Annotated in this window: 13 protein-coding genes and 1 pseudogene; 8 read left to right on the top strand and 6 right to left on the bottom strand. The window is 71.5% G+C overall.

What is annotated here, in order from left to right:
• Positions 1-103: 103 nt before the first annotated feature.
• From DDV73_RS08375 to DDV73_RS08385, 3 genes are read right to left on the bottom strand one after another with little or no spacing between them, the layout of a single operon-like run.
• On the bottom strand, positions 104-2,719 hold the full coding sequence (locus DDV73_RS08375) for an FtsX-like permease family protein (RefSeq protein ID WP_109506792.1): 2,616 nt from the start codon (positions 2,717-2,719) through the stop codon (positions 104-106).
• Positions 2,719-3,441, bottom strand: coding sequence for an ABC transporter ATP-binding protein (locus DDV73_RS08380; protein ID WP_109506793.1), 723 nt, complete (start codon positions 3,439-3,441; stop codon positions 2,719-2,721). The genes DDV73_RS08375 and DDV73_RS08380 overlap by 1 nt, the downstream gene beginning before the upstream one ends.
• The gene (locus tag DDV73_RS08385) at positions 3,438-4,052 is read right to left on the bottom strand and encodes a PadR family transcriptional regulator (RefSeq protein ID WP_109506794.1); all 615 of its coding nucleotides are present in this window, start codon (positions 4,050-4,052) and stop codon (positions 3,438-3,440) included. Before DDV73_RS08385 ends, DDV73_RS08380 begins: the two co-directional genes overlap by 4 nt.
• A 159-nt stretch (positions 4,053-4,211) precedes the next feature.
• Here DDV73_RS08385 and DDV73_RS08390 point away from each other — a divergent pair, with 159 nt between their 5' ends.
• The gene (locus DDV73_RS08390; protein WP_109506795.1) at positions 4,212-5,240 is read left to right on the top strand and encodes an ATP-binding cassette domain-containing protein; all 1,029 of its coding nucleotides are present in this window, start codon (positions 4,212-4,214) and stop codon (positions 5,238-5,240) included.
• Positions 5,237-6,070 (top strand): ABC transporter permease, encoded by an 834-nt coding sequence (locus DDV73_RS08395; protein ID WP_109506796.1) that lies wholly within the window; start codon positions 5,237-5,239, stop codon positions 6,068-6,070. The genes DDV73_RS08390 and DDV73_RS08395 overlap by 4 nt, the downstream gene beginning before the upstream one ends.
• A 73-nt stretch (positions 6,071-6,143) precedes the next feature.
• Here DDV73_RS08395 and DDV73_RS08400 read toward each other — a convergent pair whose 3' ends face one another.
• Positions 6,144-9,287 carry an AfsR/SARP family transcriptional regulator gene (locus DDV73_RS08400; RefSeq protein ID WP_109506797.1) on the bottom strand — a complete coding sequence of 1,048 codons (3,144 nt, stop codon included), beginning with the start codon at positions 9,285-9,287 and terminating at the stop codon, positions 6,144-6,146.
• A gap of 10 nt (positions 9,288-9,297) precedes the next feature.
• Entirely contained in the window at positions 9,298-9,672 is a 375-nt protein-coding gene (locus DDV73_RS08405) for a VOC family protein (RefSeq protein WP_109506798.1), read from the bottom strand.
• Between the two features lie 91 nt (positions 9,673-9,763).
• Here DDV73_RS08405 and DDV73_RS29080 point away from each other — a divergent pair.
• Positions 9,764-10,486 (top strand): annotated as a pseudogene (locus DDV73_RS29080) (PDDEXK nuclease domain-containing protein); the annotation flags it as partial.
• 233 nt (positions 10,487-10,719) lie between these two features.
• On the opposite strand, the gene DDV73_RS29085 reads toward DDV73_RS29080, so the two are convergent.
• Positions 10,720-11,076: a rhodanese-like domain-containing protein gene (locus DDV73_RS29085; RefSeq protein ID WP_109506800.1), complete on the bottom strand. Its 357-nt coding sequence runs from the start codon at positions 11,074-11,076 to the stop codon at positions 10,720-10,722.
• A 90-nt stretch (positions 11,077-11,166) separates the two neighbouring features.
• On the opposite strand from DDV73_RS29085, the gene DDV73_RS08420 reads away from it, so the two are divergent.
• From DDV73_RS08420 to DDV73_RS08440, 5 genes are all read left to right on the top strand, one after another.
• The gene (locus DDV73_RS08420; protein WP_109506801.1) at positions 11,167-12,342 is read left to right on the top strand and encodes an aminotransferase class I/II-fold pyridoxal phosphate-dependent enzyme; all 1,176 of its coding nucleotides are present in this window, start codon (positions 11,167-11,169) and stop codon (positions 12,340-12,342) included.
• Between the two features lie 104 nt (positions 12,343-12,446).
• Positions 12,447-12,902: a putative T7SS-secreted protein gene (locus DDV73_RS08425; RefSeq protein WP_109506802.1), complete on the top strand. Its 456-nt coding sequence runs from the start codon at positions 12,447-12,449 to the stop codon at positions 12,900-12,902.
• A gap of 1 nt (position 12,903) precedes the next feature.
• A complete protein-coding gene (locus DDV73_RS08430) occupies positions 12,904-13,689 on the top strand; it encodes a hypothetical protein (RefSeq protein WP_109506803.1) in 786 nt (261 codons plus the stop codon).
• Complete coding sequence (locus DDV73_RS08435) at positions 13,689-15,179, top strand: hypothetical protein (RefSeq protein ID WP_109506804.1); 1,491 nt, start codon at positions 13,689-13,691, stop codon at positions 15,177-15,179. The genes DDV73_RS08430 and DDV73_RS08435 overlap by 1 nt, the downstream gene beginning before the upstream one ends.
• 183 nt (positions 15,180-15,362) lie before the next feature.
• On the top strand, positions 15,363-15,806 hold the full coding sequence (locus tag DDV73_RS08440) for a putative T7SS-secreted protein (RefSeq protein WP_109506805.1): 444 nt from the start codon (positions 15,363-15,365) through the stop codon (positions 15,804-15,806).

Consider the following 15,806-nt stretch of genomic DNA (forward strand, 5'->3'; position numbering starts at 1 on the left):
GAAGACGGGCCGGGTCAGCAACTTGTCTGAGCCTGCGAATACTGGTTGTTGACCCGGGGCTCCGCTGGCGGCGCGTTTCTGCGTCGACACGGGCCGGGCCGGGTCAGTCGATGCGGGCGATCGTGGGTAGCCGGGATCGGGCCGACAGCCCGACCACCGTCGCCGTCAGCAGCGGGAGCCCGACGACCAGGCCCAGGATCAGCAACCACGGCACGTCGAGGTAGTGGCTCGGCATCCCCTCCGGACCGGAACCGGTCCACGCGTTGCTGGTCAGCGGATAGGTGATCGCGATCCCCGGGATGAACCCGACCGCGGCGCCGAGAACGGCGCCCACCAACCCCACCACCAGTGCGTACGCCGCGCCCACCAGCCGCCGCGACCGCGGCGCCGCGCCGACCGCTGCCAGGGTGGCGAGGTCGGGCCGCGCATCCGAGAGCGCGAGGAAGGTGGCGGTGAGGGTGCCGCCCAGCATCAGTACGCCGCCGAGCACGGCCAGCACCAGCTGGACGATCACGGTCGCGTCCTCGGCCCGGTAGCCGCGCTCGACGTACAGCGATGCGTCCGGCGATACCGCGGCGAGCGCCTCCTGCAGGTCCGTCTCGGCCGACTCGGTCACCGGACCATCGATAAGCAGTGAGACCGTCGCGACCTCCAGCCCGATCCGCTCGGCAACTGCAGGCGGGAGCACCGCCTGCGCCATGGCGACCTGACCCTCAGGCTGCACGAAGACCGCGGGCAAGCGCTCGTGCTTCGATGACGTGCTGGCGCCGTCGTCGCTGAACCGCTCGACCAGGACGGTGACCTGGTCGGCGGCCACAGACTGGTCGGCGAGCACAACTGCGTCACCGCGAGCCAGCGCCCGCCCAGCCCGTGTCCGATCGGCCTCCTGGATGCCAAGTCCCGCGGGCAGCTCGTCGTCGACGAGGACCGAGCTGCCGAGCGCCGATGCGTGGATCGTGAGGAGCGTCGGTGCACCGGGGACCTTGAATCCGATCACCGTCTCGTCCTCAGGGACGCCGGAGACCCGAACGACGCGATGCTCCGGCAGCTCGCCCGCCACCACTGCCGCGTACCGATCCCACTGCCCCGGCTTGATGCGCCCGGAGTTGGAGTAGAAGCCGGTCACCTGGGCCATCCCCGTCGGCAGCTGCTCGGTGTACGTCGCCTCGGCCTCGGCCGCATCGCTCGTGACCGCGATGCCCAGAGCAACGACGCCGGCAACGGTCGCGGCCACGGCGGCCACGGCGGGGACGGTCCGAGTGCGGTGCCGAGCCGCGTCGCGGACGGCGAACCGCAGCGGCAGCGGCAGCCGGCGCGAGATCCGCGCCAGCCCCACGATCGCAACGGGAACGAGCAGGAGCATGCCCAGGACCGCTACGACCGCTGACCCTGCGATGAAGACCTCACCCATCGACGTCTGGTTGGCGCCGTACACCGAGGCCGCGATGCCGGCGCCGAGCAGCGCCAGGCCGAGTATCGGCGAGCGCAGGGACGGCCTACGGTCGCCACGACGGCCGGCGAGGACGGCGACGACGTCCTGCCGCGACGCGATCGAGGCGGGTACGACGGCCGCTAGGACCGCGCTCGCCAGCCCGAACGCCGCGATGCCCAGCAGATGGAGCCAGGGCACGTCGAACGGCCCGAACCTGCTGTCGGAGAGACCTTGCACCAACGGCGCCGCCAGCCAGCCGACAACAATGCCGATGGCCACCCCGGCGACCGCCGCGATCCCGCCGAGCACGATCCCGCCGGCGAGCACCAGCCTCCGGGCCTGCTCGGGCGTGGCGCCGGTCGCCGCCATCAGCGCGATCGTCCGCGACTGTCGGCGCGCGCTCACCGCGAACGCCGGTCCCGCGAGCAGCACTACCTCCAGCAGTGCCATCGACACCACCAGGACGACGATCGCGAGCCAGGCATCGTCGGTCGTGGCGGTGGTGATCTCGGGTGGGAGCTCGGACTTCGGGGGCGGGTTCTCGATCACGGACCGGGAGAGCACGGTCGCGCCAAGTTTGTTCAGCTCGCGGACCTCGTCCCACGACACCGGGCCCGTCTCGACCAGCCAGCGCGGCCGACCGGTCTCATCGGTCAGACCGAGGGCTCCAGGGCGAGCCAGCACATAGGCCGGGTTGCGGAACGATCCGGACTCCGCGATGCCCACCACGGTGAGCGTGTGCCCGTCGACCACCTCGAGCCGGTCGCCGACGCTGAAGCCGCGGTCGGCGAGGGCCTGGTTGACCACCGCCTCGTCGTCGGACTTCGGGTAGTGGCCGGCCGACAGCCGGAACATCCCGGTGGTCATCGGATCGGTCGCGTCGACCTCGGTCGCCATCGCGCTGGCGACCCCCATGTCCGTAGTCACCCTGATCTCGCCGTCGCGCAGTTCCAGGCTGCGGGTATCGAACCCGAGTACCCGGCGTACGTCGGCGAAGGTGTGGCCGTTGCCCTCCTGGGCGCCGGCACTCGAGCCCATCCCGTCATCAGGATCGAAGGACTGGATGACGTTGGACGAGTACGGGTCCACGGAGACGAGTGCATCCGCCGATCCCAGCCGGCGGTCGAGGCTCTCCGCGCTCGTGACGTCCTGGGTCGCGATCACCACGTCGGCGGCAGTGACCGCCATGACCGGCAGCGCGATCATCACCAGGACCAGGATGCTGCGCCCCCGCGCCCGCCGGGCGTCGCGCCAGGCCAGCCGCAGCAGCGGCCGCCAGCCCCGCATCACCGGGCCGCGTCCGACTCGAGCAGCGACTCGGCCGGGTCGGTCCCGCTCTCGTCGACGACCACGCCGTCGCGCAGGAACACCACCCGGTCGGCCCAGGCCGCGTGCCGCGCCTCGTGCGTGACGAGTACGCCGGCCGCTCCCGCGTCACACCGCGCGCGCAGCAGCCGCAGGATCTCCTCGCCGGTGTCGGTGTCGAGGGCGCCGGTCGGCTCGTCGGCGAGAATCAGCCGGCGCTCGCCCACGACCGCCCGCGCGATCGCGACCCGCTGCTGCTGGCCGCCCGACATCTCGTCCGGGAAGCGGTCGGCGAGTTCACCGATCCCGACCTCCTCCAGCGCCTGCAGCGCGGCCCGGCGGGCCACGCCCGCGCGCGCACCGTCGAGCTCGCGCGGCAGCGCTACGTTCTCGGCGGCCGTGAGGGCGGGGATCAGGTTGAAGTCCTGGAACACGTAGCCGATCGAGGTACGCCGCATCCGGGCCCGGCCCTTGTAGCCCAGCGACGCGAGGTCGACGCCTTCCACCCGGACCGCGCCATGGGTCGGCTGGTCCAGCCCGCCGGCCAGGGTCAGCAGGGTCGACTTCCCGGAGCCCGACGGTCCCATGACCGCGACCAGCTCGCCGGCGTGGGCATGGAAGTGGACGGCGCGCAGCGCCCGCACCTCGGTTGCACCCGAACCGTGGATCCGGGTGACATCGGCGAGCTCGAGTATGGCGCTCATCGCCGGGCCGCCTTGTCCGTCGCGTTCTCGGCCGCCGGCGCCTCGCCGGGTCGCCGTACGTCGTCCCGGGTCGCGGCCACCCGACGCAGCCGCGCCTCACAGTGGTCGAGCCACCGGATCTCCGCCTCCGCGGCGAACACCAGCGAGTCCAGCACCAGACTCCACGCCAGGTCCGCGGGGTCGGTGGCGGCGCCGGGCAGGGCCGCGCGACCGGTGCGCTTGAGCCGGGTGTAGTCCTGCAGCGCGGCCATGGTCGCCGTCCGCTGACCCTGGATGACCGCGCCCACGTCGACACCAGGCACGGTCACGGCCAGGGCCAGCTTGATCGCCAGCTCGTCCCGCGGCGGGTGGGAGCGGGAGACCGGAGTGGTGAACCACGCGGCCACCTCGTCCTCGCCCGCTTCGGTCACGCGGTAGATGACGTGGCCCTCGTCGTCGGTACCCGTGCCCTCGACCAGGCCGTCCCGCTCCAGCCTCGCGAGCGTGGTGTAGACCTGGCCGACGTTGAGCGGCCAGGTCGACCCGGTCCGCCTCTCGAACTCCGCCCGCAGCTGGTAGCCGTACATCGGCCCCTGCTCCAGCAGCGCCAACAGCGCCTGTCGCACCGACATCGGCGCCTCCTCAGGTGTGGCTACCGGCCCCCGTGGCCGATAGATACTGAGTATGTATACCACGTATGCATAGCCGTCGACAGCCCTGTGAAACCGCGGTGGGGTGGGTGAAACCAGGGCGAGGGTGCGGTGAAACCCGGCGGGCCCAGAGTCTGCGGCATGACGACAGACACCATCTCCCCGCAGCACGCGGCGGCTCGCCGCGTCACTGACATCGCCGTCCGCACCGAAGGACTGGTGAAGGCGTTCGGCGACAACCGTGCGGTCGACGGGATCGACCTCGTGGTGCCGACCGGCCAGATCTTCGGCGTACTCGGACCCAACGGCGCCGGCAAGACGACCATGCTCCGGATGCTCGCGACGCTGCTCAGGATCGACAGTGGGTACGCCGAGATCTTCGGCGTCGACGTGGCCCGCAGCCCGCACGTGGTCCGGCAGCTGGTCGGCGTCACCGGCCAGTACGCCTCGGTCGACGAGAACCTGACCGCGATCGAGAACCTCTGGATGTTCGGCCGCCTGCAGGGTCTCTCCTCGACCCGGGCGCGCAAGACCGCCGACGTACTGCTCGGCCAGTTCGGGCTCGAGGAGGCCGCCAACCGGCCGATCTCGCAGTTCTCCGGCGGCATGCGGCGCCGGCTCGACCTGGCCGCCAGCCTGATCACCCGGCCGCCGCTGATCTTCCTCGACGAGCCGACCACCGGCCTTGACCCGCGCACCCGCGGCCAGATGTGGGACACCATCCGCGACCTGGTCTCCGACGGCTGCACGGTGCTGCTGACCACGCAGTACCTCGACGAGGCCGACCAGCTCGCCGACCGGATCGCGGTGATCGACCGCGGACAGAAGGTGGCGGAGGGGACCTCGGACGAGCTGAAGAGCTCGGTCGGCAACTCCACGCTCCAGCTGGACCTGCTCGACCCGGCCAACCTGTCGGTCGCGAGTGACGTCGTACGGCGGCTGCTCCAGGAGGAGCCGGTGCTGACCCCCGAGTCCGGCCGGATCAACGTCCCGCTCAACCAGGCCGACCAGGCCGCCGACGTACTCATCGCGCTGCGTACCGCCGAGGTCTCCGTGGCCTCGGTGAGCGTCCGCAAGCCCAGCCTGGACGAGGTCTTCATGGCCCTCACCGGGCACGGCACCGACAGCACCGACGACCAGACCGAGCAGAACGACGAGGTTGCCCGATGACCACCCTGAGTATCGAGAAGGCCGCGGCCACCCGGCCCGACGTGGTGGCCGAGACCAAGCCGCACGTCTCCGTGCGGGAGACCCTCAGCCAGACCATGACGCTCGCCTGGCGGGCCACCAAGAAGATGCGCCGCAACCCGGAGCAGCTGTTCGACGTCGTGATCCAGCCGCTGCTGTTCACCGCGATGTTCGCCTACATCTTCGGTGGCGCGATCTCCGGCGACGTCGAGAGCTACCTGCCGCTGATGATCCCCGGCATCCTCGCCCAGACCGTCCTGACCGCGTGCGTCGCGACCGGCGTACAGCTGCGGGAGGACATGGACAAGGGCGTCTTCGACCGGTTCAAGTCTCTGCCGATCGCGCGGATCGCACCGCTGGCCGGACCGATGATGGCCGACCTGATCCGCTACACGATCGCGACCGTGCTGACCTTCGCGGTCGGCGTCGCGATCGGGTACCGGCCGGGCGGCGGGTTCCTCGGTGTGGTCGCCGCCGGCCTGCTGCTGATCCTGTGCGGCTGGTCGATGGCCTGGATCTTCACCTGGGTCGGCACCATCGGTCGCAGCGCCACCGGCGTCCAGGGCATCTCGCTGATGATCATGTTCCCGCTTACCTTCCTGTCCAACGCGTTCGTCCCGTCCGACACCATGCCCGGCTGGCTGGAGGCGTTCGTCAAGGTCAACCCGGTCTCGCAGGTGGTCTCAGCCGCCCGCGACCTGGCCAACAACGGCGACGTCACCATGCACGTGGTCTACGCACTGATCGGCTGCGCGGTCGTGATCGGAATCTTCGCCCCCCTCGCCGTCCGCAGCTTCCGCAAGCGGATGTGAGGCGCGAGGCCGGGATAGTCCGTCACGGAAACGTTGGTCTGCCGCGTGCGGGCCGACGTTTTCGTCGTCACACCTAGCCGGACAGCCGGTCGCTCAGCGCCCGGACGTCCTCCAGTACGTCGGAACCGCGCCGCTCGCCGTACTCCTTCTCCACGTCGGCGAGCAGGCCGGGCGCCACCTCCTCGGCGGCAGCCACGGCGTGCTTCCAGGCGACGGTCGGCGCGTAGCGGTTGTAGGCGAAGCGGTTGGCGAGGACCAGCATCCGGCAGGCGTCGTGCGGGTCGAGGGTGCCGTGCCGCAGCGCCCACCGGCCGAGGGAGTAGAGCACCACGCCGGACACGGGGTAGTCGAAGAAGCGGAAGTCGTCGCTGAAGATGCCGGACAGCTTGCCCATCAGGGCGTCGTACAGATCGCGGCCGTCCTGGCCGGTGCCGTACTGGGTGTACGCCGCCAGCGTGTTGGCCTCGCCGAACAGGGTCCATGGCGCGATCCCGGACTCGATGGACACCCCGGGGTAGACCAGCGTGCGCATCGTCTCGACCGCCTCGCGGTAGATCCGCAGCCCGCCGTCCACGTCGCCGCCGGCCAGCGCCACCTCGGCCTCGCTGCACTGGACGACGACCGATGCGTTCAGCGACGCGTGCCGGGTCTGGACGCGGCACTCGTCGAGGATCCGGTTGGCCTCGTCGAGGCGGCCACGCGCCACCTCGGCCATGGCCAGTGCGGCCCGGGTCTGAACGGCGTCGTCGACCGCCCCCAGCCGGTCCAGCAGCGGGATCGCCTCTCGAGAGTGCCGGCCGGCGACCTCGAGGTCACCGAACTGCGCGTACAGGCTGGACAGCTGGGTGTGGATGACCGCTCGACCCCACGGCCCGTCCTCGTCGCTCGCCAGCTCCAGCGCTCGCCGAGCCGACTCGATCGCGGCAGCCGGGTCGCCGGAGTTCTCCAGGTGATGGCTCAACCACTGGTGGGCGCTGCTCGCGATCTGGCGGTCGGGGTGCCTACTCAGCTCCTCCAGCTTGGCGATGGAATTCTCCGGGTGGTCGCCGTGCAGGGCGAGGATGATCGAGGCGATCCCGGCCACGGCCGAGCCCGGGTCACCGGGGCCGAGCGCCGCCAAGGTGGTGCGCGCGGCGGGTGCGTCCATCGCCGACGCGATCATCACGTTGACCAGCATGATCGACAGCGCCAGTCGGGTGTCGTCGACCGCGTCCGCCGGCGGCTCCCAGTCCCGCAGCGCGTCCTCGACCGCGTCGATCACCGCGATCAGCCGCTCGTGCTGACCGCTGATCGACCAGAAGGAGCCGAGGCAACCGAGCAGCGCGACCGCCGACTCCGGCTCGGGGATCGCCAGCACCCGGCGGAGTACGTCGGCGAGGTTGGTCTCCTCGACCCGGACCTCGTCCATCAGGTCGACCTGATCCGCACCGTACATCCGGTGCGCGCGGTGCCGGGCGTACGCCACCGCCCACGCGGTCTGGGCGCCGAGCGCGGCGGCGTCCTCGCCGGCGTCGACCAGCTGCATCCGGCCGAACTCGCGGACCGTCTCCAGCATCCGGTAGCGCACCCCGCTGCGCCCCTCGGTCACCGTCAGCAGCGACTGGTCGACCAGCGCCTGCACCTGGCCGAGCGGGTCGGCGTCGAGCCCGAGCACGGTCTCGGCGGTGTCCAGCGTGAACCCGTCGTGGAAGATGCTCAGCCAGCGCAGCGCACGCCGCTGCGGCTCCTCGAGCAGGTTCCAGGACCAGTCGATGACCGCGAGCAGAGTCTGGTGCCGGTCGGGGGCGGTCCGGTCACCGCCGCGCAGCAGCGCGAACCGGTTCTCCAGGCGGCGGCCGATGTCCTCGACCGACATCACCCGCACCTTGGCGGCCGCCAGCTCGATCGCCAGCGGCAGCCCGTCCAGCCGGGTCACGATGTCGCCGACCGCGGCGTCGTCGAGGGTGACGCCCGGGCGGGCCGCCACCGCACGCTGCCGGAACAGCTGTACGGCGTCGGTCGTCTGCAGCTGGCCGAGCAGGTAGACCCGCTCGGCGGCGAGGTTGAGCGGGGCCCGGCTGGTGGTCACCACCCGCAGGTCCCGGGTGGTCGCGACCAGGAACGCGACCAGGTCAGCCGCCGCGTCGATGACGTGCTCGCAGTTGTCGAGGATCAGCATCGCCGGGGACTGGTCGAGATGCTGCGCGATCCGAGCGCGTACGTCGGAGCGCTGCGCCGGGGTCAGCACCCGGTGGCCGGCGACCGAGTCTCGTACGCCGAGCACCGAGCCGACCTCGCCGACCACGTCGTCGGGCGAGGTGACGCCGACCAGCTCGACGAAGTGCACGACGGGCTGCTCGGCCTCGCGGCCGACCACATGGGCCAGCCGGGTCTTGCCGAGCCCGCCGGCACCCACGATCGAGGTGACCCGGTTGGTGTGCACGAGTGCCCGCAGCGCGCGGACGTCGTCGTCGCGGCCGAGCAGGCTCGAGGCCTCGAAGTGCAGGCCCTCGCGTACCGGGCGGTCGGCGGCCAACAGCTCCTGGTGAAGGCGCCGGAGCGGTGGGCCGGGGTCGGCGCCGAGGCGGTCGGCGAGCCCGACCCGGTACTGCTCGTAGCGCTCCAGGGCCGCGGCAGCGCCGCGCACCGCCGCCTCGCTGCGCAGCAGCGCGACCAGCAGCTCCTCGTCGGTCGGCCGCTCTGTGGTCGCCGCCTCGAGCAGTGGGAGCGCGGCCTCATGTTCGCCAGCCTTGCTCAGTGCGGCGCCCAGGAGCTGGCGTGCCGCGCCGGCCTGCCGCGCGGCCCGGGCTCGGAGCTCGCCGAGCGGTCCGTCCTCGGGGTCGCCCGTCGTCCCCCACGTGAGGTCAATGGCCTCCTGGGCGCTGACCCTGGCAGAAGTGGGATCGCCGTGGGCAAGCGCGTCCTGGGCGCGCCGTACCAGCTGGTCGAGGAGGAGTACGTCGACCTCGGCGGCGTCGGTGCCGAGCCGGTAGCCGTGCGGCGTCCGCGCGACCAGCTCGGCCGAGGTCGCGGACCGAGTCCGTGACACCACGACCTGGAGGGCCTTGGTCGGGTTCGCCGGCGGCGCCTCGCCCCACAGCTCGTCGACCAGCCGGTCGTCGCTGACGCCGTCTCGTGGGTGGCGGGCGAGCACCGCGAGCAGGGTCTGGGAGCGCTCACCGACCACCGGTCTGGCGTGCCACCGCACGCCGTCGAGCAAGGTCAGGGCAGGCGGCACGTAGTTCAGACTAGGCGCTCTGCCACAGACCCATGATGTTGCCGTCCACGTCCTTGAAGTACGCCGCGTGCCCGATCTCGCCGACCGCCTGCTTGGCCAGCACCGTGGTCCCGCCGAGCTCCTCGATCCGTGCGAGCGAGGTGTCGATGTCGTCGACCTCGATCACCACGATCGGACTGTCGTTGGGACTCTCCCGCCGCAGTAGTCCGCCGTTGATGAAACCCGGCTCGGTCGGCGCGCCGTTGTCGGTAGGCCCGGTCGCGGCCAGCGCGTAGGACATGCCGGGCGGCTCCGTCACCACCCAGCCGAACGCCTCACGGTAGAACTCCCGAGCCTTCTCACCGTCGGCGAACGGAATCTCGAAGTGCACCACTCGTCCGCTCATGCAGGCGAGCCTACGAGGTGGCCGAACGAGTTATCCACAGAGCCTCGGCGCGCCCTGGTGAGAGGCTCGGGTGCGACCTACGGTCGGCGCCATGCGTCGCGACGTCGTACCGCCCCACACCGCCGAGCTGGCCGGCTACGCCGAGCTGCTGGTCGAGATCAAGGACCGGGTGCGGCATGCCCAAGTCAGCGCCGTACGCCGAGTCAACACCGAACTGGTCGAGATGTACCTCGCGATCGGCCGCCTCATCCTAGATCGCCAGGTCGACGAAGGCTGGGGCACGAAGGTGATCGCGAGGCTCGCCGAGGACCTGCGTGCGGAGTTTCCAGGCGTCCGGGGCTTCTCCGGCAGGAACCTGCGGTACTGCCGAACGGCGGCGCGGATCTACGCCGATCCAATTGGGCAACAGCTTGTTGCCCAATTGCCTTGGGGCCACGTCACCGTTCTGCTGGACAAGGTCAGTGACCCGGAAGTCAGACGCTGGTACACGGCCAAAGCAGTGGAGCACGGCTGGTCCAGGAACGTGCTGATCACCCACATCTCCACGAGCCTGCACACGCGCAGCAACGACTCCCCGACGCCCGCACTCACCCCGACCAGCCCGCTCGAGTCCGACCCGGTTCGCGGTTTGGTGAAGGATCCGTACCGTCTCGACTTCCTCTCGCTGGACGCCGGCCATACCGAGCGGCAACTGGAGGATGCCATCGTCACGAAGCTGACCGGCTTCCTCGCCGAGCTGGGCCCCGGGTTCGCGTTCGTCGGCCGACAGGTCCCGCTCCGCGTCGGCACCACCGACTTTCACCTGGACCTGCTCTTCTACCACTTCCGGCCCGCTGTTCCACACGACCGAAGGCAACGAATCAACCGCGCCCGGCGGCGCCGGCTCGGGCGTACGCGAGGAAGCGTCAAGGGGCTTGGCCGCGGCGGCCGCAGCGGCGAGGTACCACCGCGATCGCCGTCCGGCCGACGCGCCGCCCCAGCGACCGGCGTACGCACGAGCCGGGGTCGGCGGGCGCCACCCGCGACCGGTCGCCCACATTCGCCGCCTCAGCGGACCAACTCGAACCCCTCGTCGATCCAGCCGGTGACACCGCCGATCATCTTCTTCACGGGGCGGCCGAGGCGAGCGAGGCGGAGAGCGGCTTTGTCGGCGCCGTTGCAGTGTGGGCCGGCGCAGTAGACGACGAAGGCGGTGTCGGCCGGATAGTCGGCGAGGTTGCGCTCGACGATCCGCCCGTGCGGGAGGCTCACGGCCTCGGGCAGGTGGCCGGCGGCGTACAGCTCGGGCGAGCGGACGTCGAGCAGCACGAAGTCGCGGCTGCCGTCGCTGATCGCGGCGTGGGTGTCCCAGCAGTCGGTCTCGTGTTCAAGGAGGGCGGCGAAGTGCGCTTCGGCGGTAGTCATGGCTGAAAATGTACGATCGTCGTGATCCCGCCACGAGTCGAGATCCGGTCGTCGTACCTCGAGATCCCGCCAAGATGCCAGACTCCATACATGACCAGCCGGACCGGCGCACCCAGGTTTGGCGTGGCGGCGCGGGCCAACGTGCCGCCGTTCCATGTCATGGACCTGCTCGCCGCGGCGCAGGAACGGCAGCGCAGCCACGGTGACGTGGTGAACCTGGTCGCCGGCCAGCCCAGCTCCGGCGCACCGGAACCGGTACGCCGAGAGGCGCTGCGGCTGCTCGACGGCACCGACCCGCTGGGCTACACGGTCGCGACCGGCGTACCCGAGCTGCGCGGGGCGATCGCCGCTCACTACCGGCGCAGCTACGGGCTCGACGTCGGCCGCGACGACGTCGTGGTCACCACGGGCAGCAGCGGCGGCTTCCTGCTCGCCTTCCTGGCGGCGTTCGAGAGCGGCGACCGGGTGGCGATGGCCAGGCCCGGCTACCCCTGCTACCGCAACGTGCTGCAGGCCCTCGGCTGCGAGGTGGTCGAGGTCGACACCGGCCCGGAGACCCGGTTCCAGCCGACCGTCGAGCAGCTGGCCGCGATCCCCGACCTGCGCGGGGTGGTGGTCGCCAGCCCGGCCAACCCCACCGGCACCATGCTGCTGCCCGACGAGCTGGCCGCGATCGCTCGCTGGTGTGAGGGCAGCGGCGTCCGGCTGATCTCCGACGAGATCTACCACGGCATCACGTACGGCGAGGGGACCGCGCGGTCCGCGTGGGAGACCAGCCGCGAGGCGGTCGTGTTCGGCAGCTTCTCGAAGTACTTCTCGATGACCGGCTGGCGGATCGGCTGGATGCTGGTGCCGGAGCTGCTGCGGCGACCGGTCGACGTACTCACCGGCAACTTCACGATCTGCCCGCCGGCTCTCGCCCAGTGGGCGGCGGTTGCCGCCTTCGACGACGCGTCGTATGCCGAGCTCGACGGGCACGTCCGCCGCTACGCGACCAACCGGTCGCTGCTGCTCGAGGGCCTGGCCGGCCTCGGGATCACCCGGCTTGCACCGGCCGACGGTGCGTTCTACGTGTACGCCGACGTCGGCCACCTCACCGACGACTCGATGGCATTCGCGCACCGCCTGCTGGCCGACACGGGTGTCGCGATCGCTCCGGGGATCGACTTCGACACCAGAGACGGATCCCGGTGGGTGCGGATGAGCTTCGCCGGCCCGTCGAGCGCCATCGTCGACGGTCTGGCCCGGCTCGCGGCCCACTTCTAGGCGATTTCCCTCCACAGGCCGAGCCGTCCACAGATCCGTAGCCGCCGGTTGGGCGGTGGGCCGATCGGGCGGAGGCTGGTCGCGAATCCGTCGAAGGGGGATCGATGTACGGCGACACCAGGGTCATCCGGCGGCTCGCGCGAGAGCTGCGCGACCAGGCCGACGAGATCAAGGACGAAGCGACCAGGCTGGTCGCGCGGACCGAGCAGGTCGAGTGGACCGGTCGCGCGGCCGGCGCCCTGCGCGAGCGGGTGGCGGCGCAATCGCGAGGGCTGCGCGTGTGTGCCGCCGAGCATGAGGAGGCGGCCGAGGCGCTCGACCGGCATGCCGCGCAGGTCGAGCGCACCAAGGAGCTGATCGCCGCGATCGAGCGCCGAGCGGCCCGCCTGGTCGACGCGGCACGGGACCGTTTGGGTGACGCCGTCGACGGGCTGGTGGGCGCGGCCGCGTCGGTGATGCCCGGCGAGGCCGGGGACGCCGCCGACCGGCTGTTGGCCCGCTTCGAGCCGCCACCACGCGGCCACCGCGACTGGCTCGCCGTCGAGCTGCCGGGACTCTGAGATGACGACAGTCGAGCTGGCGCCGGCCCGGCCGCTCGATCAGGTGCCCCGCCAACTGGTGCTCGACCGACCCTCGCTGCTGGGGATCGCCGACGCGTGCCGAGTTCAGCTGGACTGGCTGCCCGGGTCCGGGGGCGCCATCAGCTGTGCCGCGGAGCCCGCGCCGGAGGTTTGTGCGGCGCTCACCCGCTTCGCGTCGGCCGCCGACGGTGTCGACCTCGACGTCGTCGTTCGCGGCCGCGACGGGACCCGTCGGGCGCGCTCCTGGCAGCGGCGCCGCGGCGGCTGGGTGACCTCGCTGGCGACGGTGGACGGCGGCGACTTCGAGCTCACGTGGTGCGCCGACAGCGGCTGGCCGGCAGTGCTGGCCCGCGCTGCTCGGGTCAGGACGTCCGGCCGGCCGCGCCTGCCGGCCGTCGTCGACCTGCCGCTCGAACTGCTGGTCGGAGTCGGAGAAGCCAGGGCGTCCGGGCGCACTCACGTGATCGACGAGCTCGTCCGGCGGTACGCCGGGCGCCTCGGCCCCGGCGCGGATCCACGACGGCTGGTGGCCGACCTCCATACCGGCGTGCAGGGGCGGCTGCGCGCGGTCGTCGTCTCCTATGCCCCTCGCCCGGCGGCCGGTGTCATCGAGTGGCTGCTGTTCCCGGACGGCTGGCGGTCGCTAGCGACCTACCCCGGCGACGACCTCACCATGGTCCGCCTGGCAGCACGGACCGCCGACCATCTGGCGGTGGATGTCGCCGCGACGCTGACGTCGGTCGCCGCTCGCGCGAGGAGCGCGTGATGAGCGACCGGACGCTGCCTCCGATCACCAGCGTCACCGGCGGCAGCGGTGGGCTGGCGGCGACCTACGACCGGGTCCGCGACCTCGCCGACGACTTCGACGGTGCCGGCAACCGAATGCGTGCCTGGGCCGGTGCCGGCGCTCGGACCCTCGGCAACGGCGATCTGATCGAGTCCGCACCGCTGTCCCCGCTGACGTTCGCCGACGCGGAGCTGTCGGTGCTCGCGGCGACGACCGGCCCACGCGGGATCCTGCCGCACTCGGCCGGCTGGGAGGCCGACGCGGTTGTGGTCCGGGCGACGGTCGCGGCTTTCGACGTGACCGACCAGATCGTGCGGGCGTCGTTCGAGGCGATCGACTACGCGATCGGCCTGCAGGCCGGGTTCCTGATCGGCCGCGGTGCCGCGCTGAGCCCGGCGTTGCTGCCTGTGCTGGCCCGGCCCCTGCTCGCTGGGGTGACGGCCTACGGTCTCTACCGCGCGCTGCCCCCGCACCTTCGGCGCGAGCTGTCCGACGCAGCCGGCGACCTGTCCGCCCCAGCGCGACGGCGGCTGTGCAACTGGCTGGCGGCCAACCCCGAGGTGCTGCAACACGCGATGAACGGCGGAGGCGGCCTGCTCGACGGGCTCGCCCTCGGCGCCGGTGCACCGCTTGCGGTGCCGGGGCTGGCGCCGTTCCACCCGAGCGCCAACGACGCCGCGGGCAGCCTGGCCGGGCTGCTCGACGACGGCCGACCGGTCGTCAGCCGACGGCCGGACCTCGACCCCGAGTCGTCGCCACCACCCCGGAACCTCCAGGAGCTGCTCGCCAACCTCGACCGCCTCAACGAGCTGTCCGACCAGGACCACCCGGAGAACAACGGCACCATCCAGATCCAGCAGCTCGGCAGCGGAGAAGAGCGCCGTTACATCGTCTATCTGCCGGGCACCGACGTGATGAATCCACTCGCGGCCGGCGGCGAACATACCCGAGACATGCTCGCCAACGGGCGGCTCGTAGATGGCGAGCAGACCACCCACGGTCGCGGCGTACTCGAGGCGCTGCGGCAGGCCGGCGTACCTCCTGACGCGCCGCTGCTGCTCGCCGGGCACTCGCAGGGCGGGATGCAGGCGGCGCACCTTGCCGCGACCGACAGCGGGTACCACGTGACCGACGTGGTCGTGGCGGGCGCACCCACCGCGCAGGTCCCAAGCCTGCCCGGCCATGTCTCGTTGCTGGCCCTGGAGAACGCCGGCGACATCGTGCCGCTGACCGACGGCGAGGACAGCCCGGACCAGCCCAACCGGACCACGGTCCGCTTCGACCAGCACGAGCCGGAGGTTCTCGACAACCACGACCTGCACCACTACGTGGCGGGGGCGGCCGCCGTCGACGCCTCCGGTCACCCGTCGATCACGAGCGCGCTCGACCATCTGCGAACCAACGGGTTCCTCACCGGCCACGACTCCGCGGCGGTCACGACGACATTCCAGGTCACCCGTGCTCACTGACGCCCCCCCGCCGCGGCAACTCGAAACCTAGCGGCTCATCGCGCCACGCCGAGCCCGGTGTCGATGGGAATGGCGGGCAGGTGCGACCCTGTGCCGGGCAAAGCCCGCAGTGTTTCACCGGAATTCCTTGGTTTGGGCCGGTTGAATCGGGGAAGGGGGCTCCAGAACTCCGAGGGGTGATTCATGTACGGCGACACCGCCGCGATTCGTAAGCGCGCGGCTGCCCTGCGCGAGCAGGGCACCGACGTGCGGGCCATGGCCGACCGTCTGGTGGCCCAGGCCGACGCCATCGACTGGCAGGGGCGCGCCGCCGACGCCATGCGAGCCCGGATGCGCGAGCGCGCGACCCGGCTCCGGGAGTGCGCCGGTTCTCATGAGACCGCCGCCGAGTCGCTCGAACGACACGTCGTCGAGCTCGACCGGCTGAAGGACGCGATCGCCGACATCGAGCGCAAGGCAACCTCGCTGGTGGCCGACGCGAAGACCCGAGTCGCCGAGGTCGACAGCCACAACGACCCCGACGGCGTACGCCGCGAACCGACGCCGGAAGACACCACGCTCACCCAGTTCACGCCACCGCCGTCCGGACACAAGGACTGGCTCACCGTCTCACTTCCAGGGTTGTGA

The sequence above is a fragment of the Nocardioides speluncae genome, from assembly GCF_003121585.1.
Taxonomy (GTDB): domain Bacteria; phylum Actinomycetota; class Actinomycetes; order Propionibacteriales; family Nocardioidaceae; genus Nocardioides; species Nocardioides speluncae.

What these genes read in the sequence shown, in the direction of transcription:
- DDV73_RS08375 (WP_109506792.1), bottom strand. Translation starts at nt 2,719, where the DNA reads ATGCGGGGCTGGCGGCCGCTGCTGCGGCTGGCCTGGCGCGACGCCCGG.
- DDV73_RS08425 (WP_109506802.1), top strand. Translation starts at nt 12,447, where the DNA reads ATGTACGGCGACACCAGGGTCATCCGGCGGCTCGCGCGAGAGCTGCGC.
- DDV73_RS08395 (WP_109506796.1), top strand. Translation starts at nt 5,237, where the DNA reads ATGACCACCCTGAGTATCGAGAAGGCCGCGGCCACCCGGCCCGACGTG.
- DDV73_RS08430 (WP_109506803.1), top strand. Translation starts at nt 12,904, where the DNA reads ATGACGACAGTCGAGCTGGCGCCGGCCCGGCCGCTCGATCAGGTGCCC.
- DDV73_RS29085 (WP_109506800.1), bottom strand. Translation starts at nt 11,076, where the DNA reads ATGACTACCGCCGAAGCGCACTTCGCCGCCCTCCTTGAACACGAGACC.
- DDV73_RS08380 (WP_109506793.1), bottom strand. Translation starts at nt 3,441, where the DNA reads ATGAGCGCCATACTCGAGCTCGCCGATGTCACCCGGATCCACGGTTCG.
- DDV73_RS08405 (WP_109506798.1), bottom strand. Translation starts at nt 9,672, where the DNA reads ATGAGCGGACGAGTGGTGCACTTCGAGATTCCGTTCGCCGACGGTGAG.
- DDV73_RS08385 (WP_109506794.1), bottom strand. Translation starts at nt 4,052, where the DNA reads ATGTCGGTGCGACAGGCGCTGTTGGCGCTGCTGGAGCAGGGGCCGATG.
- DDV73_RS08420 (WP_109506801.1), top strand. Translation starts at nt 11,167, where the DNA reads ATGACCAGCCGGACCGGCGCACCCAGGTTTGGCGTGGCGGCGCGGGCC.
- DDV73_RS08440 (WP_109506805.1), top strand. Translation starts at nt 15,363, where the DNA reads ATGTACGGCGACACCGCCGCGATTCGTAAGCGCGCGGCTGCCCTGCGC.
- DDV73_RS08435 (WP_109506804.1), top strand. Translation starts at nt 13,689, where the DNA reads ATGAGCGACCGGACGCTGCCTCCGATCACCAGCGTCACCGGCGGCAGC.
- DDV73_RS08390 (WP_109506795.1), top strand. Translation starts at nt 4,212, where the DNA reads ATGACGACAGACACCATCTCCCCGCAGCACGCGGCGGCTCGCCGCGTC.